This is a genomic window from Micromonospora sp. NPDC048843 (genome assembly GCF_040649965.1).
GTDB lineage: Bacteria > Actinomycetota > Actinomycetes > Mycobacteriales > Micromonosporaceae > Micromonospora > Micromonospora hortensis.
On sequence record NZ_JBEZGJ010000242.1, the window covers coordinates 1 to 8693 of the forward strand.

General features: G+C 71.0%; 9 protein-coding genes. 6 read left to right on the forward strand and 3 right to left on the reverse strand.

Annotation, left to right across the window (positions count from 1 at the left end):
• Both AB0C20_RS33220 and AB0C20_RS33225 read right to left on the reverse strand, forming a co-directional pair.
• Positions 1–440, reverse strand: a 440-nt coding sequence (locus AB0C20_RS33220; protein WP_357569483.1) for a putative RNA methyltransferase, incomplete at its 3' end; no start/stop codon positions are given.
• Position 441: 1 nt separating this feature from the next.
• Positions 442–930: a MarR family transcriptional regulator gene (locus AB0C20_RS33225; protein WP_238683578.1), complete on the reverse strand. Its 489-nt coding sequence runs from the start codon at positions 928–930 to the stop codon at positions 442–444.
• Between the two features lie 57 nt (positions 931–987).
• On the opposite strand from AB0C20_RS33225, the gene AB0C20_RS33230 reads away from it, so the two are divergent.
• On the forward strand, positions 988–1410 hold the full coding sequence (locus AB0C20_RS33230; RefSeq protein WP_357188469.1) for a PPOX class F420-dependent oxidoreductase: 423 nt from the start codon (positions 988–990) through the stop codon (positions 1408–1410).
• Positions 1411–1462: 52 nt separating this feature from the next.
• Complete coding sequence (locus tag AB0C20_RS33235) at positions 1463–2536, forward strand: adenosine deaminase (protein ID WP_357188467.1); 1074 nt, start codon at positions 1463–1465, stop codon at positions 2534–2536.
• Between the two features lie 2 nt (positions 2537–2538).
• On the opposite strand, the gene AB0C20_RS33240 is transcribed toward AB0C20_RS33235, so the two are convergent.
• Positions 2539–2832 carry a hypothetical protein gene (locus tag AB0C20_RS33240; RefSeq protein ID WP_238410792.1) on the reverse strand — a complete coding sequence of 98 codons (294 nt, stop codon included), beginning with the start codon at positions 2830–2832 and terminating at the stop codon, positions 2539–2541.
• A gap of 502 nt (positions 2833–3334) precedes the next feature.
• On the opposite strand from AB0C20_RS33240, the gene AB0C20_RS33245 reads away from it, so the two are divergent.
• The 4 genes from AB0C20_RS33245 (at position 3335) to AB0C20_RS33260 (ending at position 8457) form a co-directional block, all read left to right on the forward strand.
• Entirely contained in the window at positions 3335–6988 is a 3654-nt protein-coding gene (locus tag AB0C20_RS33245; RefSeq protein ID WP_357569484.1) for a nitrate- and nitrite sensing domain-containing protein, read from the forward strand.
• Complete coding sequence (locus AB0C20_RS33250; protein ID WP_030329023.1) at positions 6985–7389, forward strand: roadblock/LC7 domain-containing protein; 405 nt, start codon at positions 6985–6987, stop codon at positions 7387–7389. The genes AB0C20_RS33245 and AB0C20_RS33250 overlap by 4 nt, the downstream gene beginning before the upstream one ends.
• A gap of 98 nt (positions 7390–7487) precedes the next feature.
• Complete coding sequence (locus AB0C20_RS33255; RefSeq protein ID WP_124820399.1) at positions 7488–7862, forward strand: DUF742 domain-containing protein; 375 nt, start codon at positions 7488–7490, stop codon at positions 7860–7862.
• A 1-nt stretch (position 7863) separates the two neighbouring features.
• Complete coding sequence (locus AB0C20_RS33260; RefSeq protein WP_007455465.1) at positions 7864–8457, forward strand: ATP/GTP-binding protein; 594 nt, start codon at positions 7864–7866, stop codon at positions 8455–8457.
• Positions 8458–8693 lie beyond the last annotated feature (236 nt).

Below are 8693 nucleotides of genomic sequence, written 5' to 3' on the forward strand. Positions count from 1 at the left end.
GAATGCGCGCGGGCCGCGCGGCGCAGCGCCGGCTTGGACACGTCCAGGGCCAGACCCACGGCGTCCGGCAGCGCCGCCAGCACCGCGCCGAGGTACCGGCCGGTGCCGGCGCCGGCATCCACCACCAGGGGGTACGCCCCGAGGTCGGGCGTCGGCGTCGCGCGGAGCCGACCGACGGCTTCCCTCGCGGCGTCGGAGAGGGCGGCCGAGATGCTGTCGTAGTGCCCGGCGGCGAGGAAGTCCGCCCGGGCGGCGACCATCTCGGCGCTGTCGCCGACGTGCGGGGCGCGCCCGGCGAGGAGGTTGACGTACCCCTGCCGAGCGATGTCGAAGCTGTGTCGGCGCGGGCAACGCAGCGCACTGGTCGTGCCGGCGGCCGCCTCGGCCAGCGGCTCGCCACAGACCGGGCAGCGCAGCCGGTCGAGGATGCGGGGGTCCACGTCAGACCTCCGCGTCGTGCCGTGGCTGGGGGGCCCGCCCGCCGAGGTGGTCGACCACCCGGTGGGTCAGCGCGCCGAGGGCGTCGATCTCCGCCGGCGTGAGCAGGTCGATCAGGTGCCGGCGGACGGCGGCCACGTGGCCGGGGGCGGCGGACTCGATGGCCTGCCGCCCGGCGGGGGTGAGGACGACGACCGAGCCCCGGGCGTCGTCGGCGCACTCCTCGCGGGTCACCAGGCCGCGCTGCTGCATCCGGGTCAGGTGGTGGGAGAGCCGGCTGCGCGACCACAGCATGCGGTCTGCCAGCTCCCGCAGGCGAAGCTGCCCATGCGGTGTTTCGGAGAGGTCGGACAGCACGTCGTAGTCCGGCTCGGAGAGGCCGGCGTCCTGGGCCAGCTCCCGGGCCAGCTCCAGGTCGAGCAGTCGACGCATCCGGCGGTAGCCGCGCCAGGCGCGGTCCTCGCGCTCGTCCAGCCACCGGGGTGCGTCCATCCGCAGAGTCTAGCGCTTTCGTTGACACGTCATCGACCTGCCTATAGATTCGATGACATGTCAACTAATTCCGAAAGGCTGTGGGAGCTGTTCGGTCAGCGAGGGCGCGGAGTGCTGGTCACGCTGCGCCGGGACGGGCGGCCCCAGCTGTCCAACCTCGACTACCTGGCCGAGCCGGGGCTCATCCGCTGCTCGACCACCGGGGGCCGGGCGAAGGTGCGCAACCTGCGCCGTGATCCCCGGGCCAGCTTCCACGTGACCACTCCGGACGGCGGCGCGTACGCGGTCGCGGAGGGCACCGTGACGCTCAGCGAGCCGGCAGTGGCCACCACCGACGAGACGGTCGACGAGCTGGTCGAGGTCTACCGCAGGATTCGCGGCGACCACCCGGACTGGGCGGACTACCGCGCAGCCATGGTCGCCGACGGACGGCTCGTGATCCGCCTCGACGTGCACCGGGTGTACGGCTGGCGGCCGTGACGTCCGGCCGGTCCCGTACCGGTGCGCCCAGGCCGCTGACTAGGGTCTGAGCATGGTCGCAACTATCCGGTACGAGGACATCGTCAAGGTCCCGAAGGCGCTGCTGCACGATCATCTCGACGGCGGGCTGAGGCCGGCGACGATCGTCGACCTGGCCGCCGAGGTGGACCACGAACTGCCCACCACCGACCCGGAGGCGCTCGGACGCTGGTTCGCGGACGCGGCGGACTCCGGCTCCCTGGAGCGCTACCTCGAGACGTTCGCACACACGGTGGCGGTCATGCAGACCGCGCCCGCGCTGCGTCGGGTGGCCCGCGAGTGCGCCCTGGACCTGGCCGCCGACGGCGTGGTCTACGCCGAGGTGCGGTTCGCCCCGGAGCAGCACCTGGAGCGGGACCTCAGCCTGGACGAGGTGGTCGAGGCGGTGCTGGCCGGGTTCGCCGAGGGCACCGCCCAGGCGGTCGAGGCGGGCCTGACCATCCGGGTGGGCACCCTGCTCACCGCGATGCGGCACGCCGCCCGTTCCCAGGAGATCGCCGAGCTGGCCGTGCGGCACCGGGATGCCGGGGTGGTCGGCTTCGACATCGCCGGGGCCGAGGCGGGCTTTCCGCCCACCCGGCACCTGGACGCCTTCGAGTATCTCCAGCGGGAGAACTTCCACTTCACCATCCACGCCGGCGAGGCGTTCGGTCTGCCGTCGATCTGGCAGGCGATCCAGTGGTGCGGGGCGGACCGGCTCGGCCACGGGGTGCGGATCGTCGACGACATCGCCCCCGACGGCTCACTCGGCCGGCTGGCCGCGTACGTCCGGGACAAGCGGATCCCCCTGGAGCTGTGCCCCTCGTCGAACGTGCAGACCGGCGCGGTGGCCTCGATCGCGGACCACCCGATCGGCCTGCTGCGGGACCTGCGCTTCCGGGCCACCGTCAACACCGACAACCGGTTGATGAGCGGCACGTCGATGTCGCGGGAGATGTCGCTGCTGGTGGAGACGTTCGGCTACGGCTGGAAAGAGTTGCAGTGGTTCACCATCAACGCGATGAAGAGCGCGTTCATCCCGTTCGACGAGCGGCTGCGGATCATCGATGACGTGATCAAGCCGGCGTACGCGAAGTTGCTCGCCTGAGCTCAGCCATGTGGGTGGCCGGCGAGCAGCCCGGCCACCCGGCGCAGCACCTCCCGGGCCCGGGCCGCCTCCGCGCCGAGGCCCATCTGTCGACGCAGCACCGCGGGCTCGGCCCGTAGCAGCGCCACCCCGCGCCGAATCAGCACCCGGGGTGCTTTGCGCTGCTCCGACAGGTCGCGGGCGAGTCGGCGTAGGAAGGTGGCCCCGCGCGGGCGGCGCAGCGCGTACGCCCCGGCGAGCAGGCCGCGGCGACGGCACTCCTCGACGATCTCGGCGGCGAAGATCCCTTCGGCCACGAAAAGTGGCGATCCGGCGACATCAAATGGCCGGGTGGCCACCCGTCGATCGGCGCCGATCGCATAAACCGGCACATCGGCTCGGCCCTCACGGGCAAGTTGGGCAATGATTTCCACCGCACTGGGGGCGTCCCAGGAGTGCGGCGATTCCCAATCCACCTGGCCGTTTCGTCTCGGCAACGTAGGGTCATCGCCGTCTTTGTAGAAGTCGTCCAAGCAAAGCACCGGCAAGCCGGTTTGCTGCGCTATGTACGACTTTCCGGACCCCGATGGGCCGGCCAGTAGGACAACTCGGTGCGGATGTTCCATTACCTTCAGTTACTCCGGCCAGACAGACTGCTATCAAATCGCATCAACATCTCATCACACCTTCGGTCTGGGACAACCTGGGCTTTCTTCTTGTCGACCGTCGTGATGGAATCTCGGGGGTCCGACCCGCCGGGTCGGACGCTGGGCGTTGCCCGGGGCAACGCGTTCAAGCTGTAATCGCGAGGGCGGTGACGTGAGCAAACGGCCAAAGACGGCGGGCTCCTTCCTGTCGCGGCTGCGCCGGCCGGCCAGCCGGCTCCGGGACATGCCGATCTGGTCCAAGCTCGGTCTCATCATGATCGTGCCGACCATCGCCACGGTCGTGGTGGGCACCAGTGGTCTTATCGACCACGTGGAGACGCTCAACAATGCCAACCGAGCTGGCGACCTGGCGAATCTGTCGAGCTATTCAGGTGACCTGGTCGACAGCCTGCAGGACGAGCGGACCGCCGCCGTGCTGTTGTTGGGCGCGAACGGGACGCAGCCGACGGCGCAGTACCAGGAGGCCTACAACCGGGTGAACTCCCGGGTGGATCAGGACGCGGCCCCGTACCGGCAGCAGCGGGCCGAGGTCGAGGACCTGCCGAGCAGCCTCGAGGGTCTGCTCGACAGCATCGACCAGAACCTTCAGGACCTGGCGGGCGTCCGCAGCCAGGTGTTCAACGGAAAGCTCGCGCTCACCGAGACCGTGCAGGCGTACGAGGGTCTGATCAGTGACCTGCTCGCCATCCGCGACTCGTCCACGCAGCTCGCCGGTGACAACCAGCTCAGCGACCGGATGCGCGCCGCCGCGGCGGTCGCCCGGGAGAAGGAGTTCCTGGCCGTACGCCGGGTCGTCGTGCACCGCGCGCTGGGCGTTCAGGGCCGACAGCGCCTGACCCCGGCGCTGCGCAGGGACTACGTCGCCAGTGACACCGGCCAGCAGCAGGCTCTGCAGAGCTTCAAGGCCGTCGCCACCCCTGACGACGCGAAGTTCCACGACCAGACGGTCGCGGGCGGCGACCGCCGGCAGGCACAGAACTACACCGGCTGGATCGACGGCAACACCACCGGCGACATGCGCGGTGCGCCGTTCGGCCCGGACCAGTGGGAAGCCGCCATGACGGCCAACGCCAAGCTGATCCGCACCGTCGAGGTGAAGCTCGACAGTGAAGTGGTCAACCAGGCCGACGCGCTCCGCTCGGACGTCCAGCGCCAGGTCTTCCTGGAGACCGGCCTGCTGCTCAGCATGCTGCTGCTGGCCATCCTCTTCGCCTACCTGGTGGCCCGCTCGATGGCCCGCTCACTCCGTGAGCTGCGGCAGGGCGCGCTCTCCGTGGCCCAGTACGGCCTGCCACAGGCGGTGGCCCGTCTGCGCGACCCGCAGGTCGTCGGGCAGCTCTCCCCGGTGCAGCTGGCCAACCAGATCGCCGAACCGCTGCCGGTGCGCAGCAAGGACGAGTTCGGCCAGGTGACCGAGGCGTTCAACGCCGTCCACCTGGAAGCCGTCCGCACGGCCGCCGAGCAGGCGGCACTGCGTGCCTCCGTCGCGACCATGTTCGTCAACCTGGCCCGCCGTTCCCAGATCCTGGTCGACCGCCTCATCGGGCACCTCGACCGGCTGGAGCGCGGCGAGGAGGACCCGGACCGGCTGGCCGAGCTGTTCCAGCTCGACCACCTGGCCACCCGGATGCGCCGTAACGACGAGAACCTGCTGGTGCTCGCCGGTGCCGACTCCACCCGTGTGCAGCGTGAGCCGGCCGCCCTCATCGACGTGCTGCGTGCCGCGCAATCCGAGGTCGAGCACTACACCCGGATCGATTTCGGTGTCATCGACCGCGACATCGAGGTCGCCGCGCACGCGGTCAACGACCTGGTGCACCTCGTCGCGGAGCTGTTCGACAACGCCACAGCGTTCTCCCCGCCCGACTCGCAGGTCATGGTCGAGGCTCGCCGAGTCGGCGACCGCTCCTCGCTGTACGTCGAGGACCGCGGCATCGGCATCAGCGCCGACCAGCTGCACGACCTCAACGAGCGGCTCGCGACGCCGCCCCAGGTGGACGTGGCAGTTTCCCGGATGATGGGCCTGGTCGTGGTCGCCCGGCTGGCGTCGCGGCACGGTGTCCGGGTCGAGCTGCGCCCCGGCAGCGATCGCGGCACGGTCGCCGAAGTGAGCCTGCCCACCTCGGTGCTGGTGCCCCGGGCGCTGTCCGGTCGGGTGCAGCAGCCTCCGGCGCTGCCGGCGGCCGGTACTCACCAGTTCGGTGGTCCGCAGTCCGGTGCTCCCCAGTTCGGTGGTCCCCAGTCCGGTGGGCCCGCGCCGGTCTTCGGCGCGCTGCCCGCGCTGGGCAACGGCCCCCGCCCGAGCGAGTCCGGTAACCAGGTCACCCTGGGCGGTCGCCCGTTCGACCCCGCGACGCGCAACGGTGCCGGCACCCCGGCCAATGGTGGTGCGTACCGGTCGATGCCGGCCTGGTCCGATCTGACCGGCGCGGCCGGGACGAACGGCGTCAACGGTGGCGACGGGTTCACCCCCCGGTCGACCAACGGCCAGGGCATCGACCCGCTGCCGCAGCGCCGGGCCGGGGACGAGACCCCGACCACCGGCCAGCAGCCGTCCATCCCGCGTCAGCTGCCGAGCAGCCCCGAAACGCACCCGTACTCGGCGCCGCCCGTCTCCGCGCAGCCCTACTCCGGTGCCCCGGTCTCCGCCTCGCCGGCCTCCGGCCAGCCGTACTCCGGGCAGCCCTACTCGGGTGCGCCGTACGGCGGCGCGCCGGTGTCCGCCGCTCCGGCCTCCGGGCAGCCGTACGCCGGTCCGCCGGTGTCCGCGTCGCCGGTCTCGGCCTCGCCGGCGTCCGGTCAGCCGTACTCGAACCAGCCGTACTCGGCGCCGCCGGCGTCCAGCCAGTCGTTCAGCGGCTTCGCGCCCCGGTCCGCCCCGCCCGCGCAGGCACCCAACGCCCCGGCGCCGCCGGCCTGGCCGCCAGTGCCGGGTAGCGACCGGGACACGGCCACCCCGCCGGTGCCCGAGCGGCTCGCCGCCGCGCTGGACATGACGACGGAGCTGCCGCGGGTGCCACGACCCGGCGAGCAGCCGGCCGCAGCCCAGCCTCCGGCTCCTGCGCCGACTCCGGCAGCGGCTCCGGCTCCGGCTCCGGCTCCGCAGGCTCGGCCGGCACCGCAGCAGCCGCAGGCACAGAACCGTCAGCGGTACGCGGATGAGACGATGGAGCTGCCGATCTTCCGGGAGCTCGAGTCGGCCTGGTTCCGTACCCGTCGCCCGGGCTCCGAGGAGACCGCGGCCGGCGCTCAGCCAGCGACGAACGGCGACTCCGCGACCCAGCAGTTCGCCACGGTCGAGGCCACCGGTCGGGCAGTCCACAAGACACCACCCGGGACGACAGGTAACACACCGATGGCAGACACTCCGACGGTCGGAGGAGCGCCGCGGGACAACGGCTCCACAGCGAACGAGGGCGCTCGCCCGAGCCTCGCCGAGAGCCTGCCGAACCGCCGGCCCCAACCGCAGAGCAACGGCTGGCAGACCGCCGCCGACGACGGCTGGCGTGCTGCCTCCGCAGCGGCCGGTGCGGCGCCGGTGAGCGAGACCACCACTACCGGTCTGCCGAAGCGCAAGCCGATGGCGCAGCTGGTACCCGGTGCGGTAGAAAAGCCCACCACTTCGGTCCAGCGGCGCTCCCCGGAGGCGGTTCGTGGCCTGCTCTCCGCCTACCACCGGGGCGTGCAGCGAGGGCGTAGCACCTCGGACAACCCGACCAGCCCGGAGGCAACTCCGGGAGGGCAATCCTCGCAGTCTGGCTCAGGCCCGGTGGCCGGGAGCGGGCAGAAGGAGCAAGAAGGATGACAACTACGCAGGATCTTGGTTGGCTGCTGGCCAACTTCGCCGACCGGGTGCCCGGCGTCGCGCATGCGGTCGCCGTATCGGCGGACGGCCTACTCCTCGCGTCGTCACGGGATCTGCCGCGCGACAGGGCAGACCAGCTCGCCGCGATCTCTTCGGGTCTGGTCAGCCTGACCCAGGGGGCAGCACGCTGCTTCGAGGGAGGCGCGGTGTTGCAGACCGTCGTGGAGATGGACAATGGCTTCCTGTTCCTGATGTCCATCTCGGACGGCTCGTCCTTCGCCGTGCTGGCAGCCCGCAGCTCCGACGTGGGCCAGGTTGGCTACGAGATGGCGCTGCTGGTCGACCGGGTGGGCGACGCACTGACCCCGCAGCCGCGTGCGGCTGCGGGCATGCTGGGCTGACGTCTAGCCGATCGTGAGGTCGGCACGACTGCAACAACGACAACGACGGGTTTCACCGGTGGGAGCCGGTAACGGGTGCGAAGGAGGTGAGCGGCGAGATGGCCGATCGTGACGAACCGACCGGAGCGTTGGTCCGTCCATACGCCGTGACCCGTGGTCGCACCCGTCCCCGGCTCGACATCGCGCTGGAGGCGCTCGTCGAGACGACGGTGCGCGGCCGTACCGCTGCCAATGGCAACGGTGGTGGCCGCGAACACCAGTACATCGCCGCGCTGTGTGACGGTCGCGTGCAATCGCTCGCGGAGATCGCGGCGCGGATGCAGCTCCCGCTCGGTGTGGCCCGGGTGCTCATCGCCGACATGGCGACGGACGGCCTGGTCGCGGTCCACGAGCCGACCATTTTGGACGACTCCGACGACGCGGTGGGCACTGAACTGCTGGAGAGGGTGCTGAGTGGACTTCGCAGGCTCTGACATGTCGCACCGCCCGCCGAACCCGAGCGGCCGCGTGACGTCGGCGAAGATCGTTATCGCCGGTGGATTCGGCGTCGGTAAGACGACGCTGGTCGGCTCGGTCTCGGAGATCACGCCGCTGACCACCGAGGCCATCATGACCTCCGCTGGCGTGGGCGTCGACGACACCCGGCAGGTGCCGGGCAAGACGACGACCACGGTGGCCATGGACTTCGGCCGGATCTCGATCGACCGTGACCTGATTCTGTACCTGTTCGGTACGCCGGGTCAGACCCGTTTCTGGTTCATGTGGGACGAACTGGTGCGGGGTGCGATCGGTGCGGTCGTGCTGGTGGACACCCGCCGGCTGGCCGACTGCTTCGCGGCGATCGACTTCTTCGAGCACCGACGCCTGCCGTACCTGGTGGCGATCAACTGCTTCGACGGTATGCAGTACCACGACCCGCAGGACGTCCGGGACGCCTTGGCGATCTCGAGCGACGTGCCGGTGGTGGCCTGCGACGCCCGTAACCGGGAGTCGACGAAGCACGTGCTGATCTCGCTGGTCGAGTACGTGCTCACCATGCGCCGTACGCGCGCCGTCGCCCCGGCCTGATCGCGGCGCTGCACGCCCCGGTGGTGGCTCCGGCCGCCACCGGGCGCTGCCAGCCGCCCCGGTGAGTGCCTCCGCGCTGGCTCGTCGCTCAGACGACCCGGCGCGCCGCCGAGCCGCCTCCTGACGACCTGGAAGCTGTCGGAGCAGGTGGTAGCGACCGTTGGTGGCAGACGCCCGGTCCAACTTCTCCCGCAACGTCTTCATGAGGGCCGTGTACGAGGTCGGCAGTCCCTTGC

Coding starts and splice junctions, on each gene's coding strand:
- AB0C20_RS33225 (WP_238683578.1), bottom strand. CDS start 930: ATGGACGCACCCCGGTGGCTGGACGAGCGCGAGGACCGCGCCTGGCGC.
- AB0C20_RS33260 (WP_007455465.1), top strand. CDS start 7,864: ATGTCGCACCGCCCGCCGAACCCGAGCGGCCGCGTGACGTCGGCGAAG.
- AB0C20_RS33230 (WP_357188469.1), top strand. CDS start 988: ATGTCAACTAATTCCGAAAGGCTGTGGGAGCTGTTCGGTCAGCGAGGG.
- AB0C20_RS33235 (WP_357188467.1), top strand. CDS start 1,463: ATGGTCGCAACTATCCGGTACGAGGACATCGTCAAGGTCCCGAAGGCG.
- AB0C20_RS33255 (WP_124820399.1), top strand. CDS start 7,488: ATGGCCGATCGTGACGAACCGACCGGAGCGTTGGTCCGTCCATACGCC.
- AB0C20_RS33250 (WP_030329023.1), top strand. CDS start 6,985: ATGACAACTACGCAGGATCTTGGTTGGCTGCTGGCCAACTTCGCCGAC.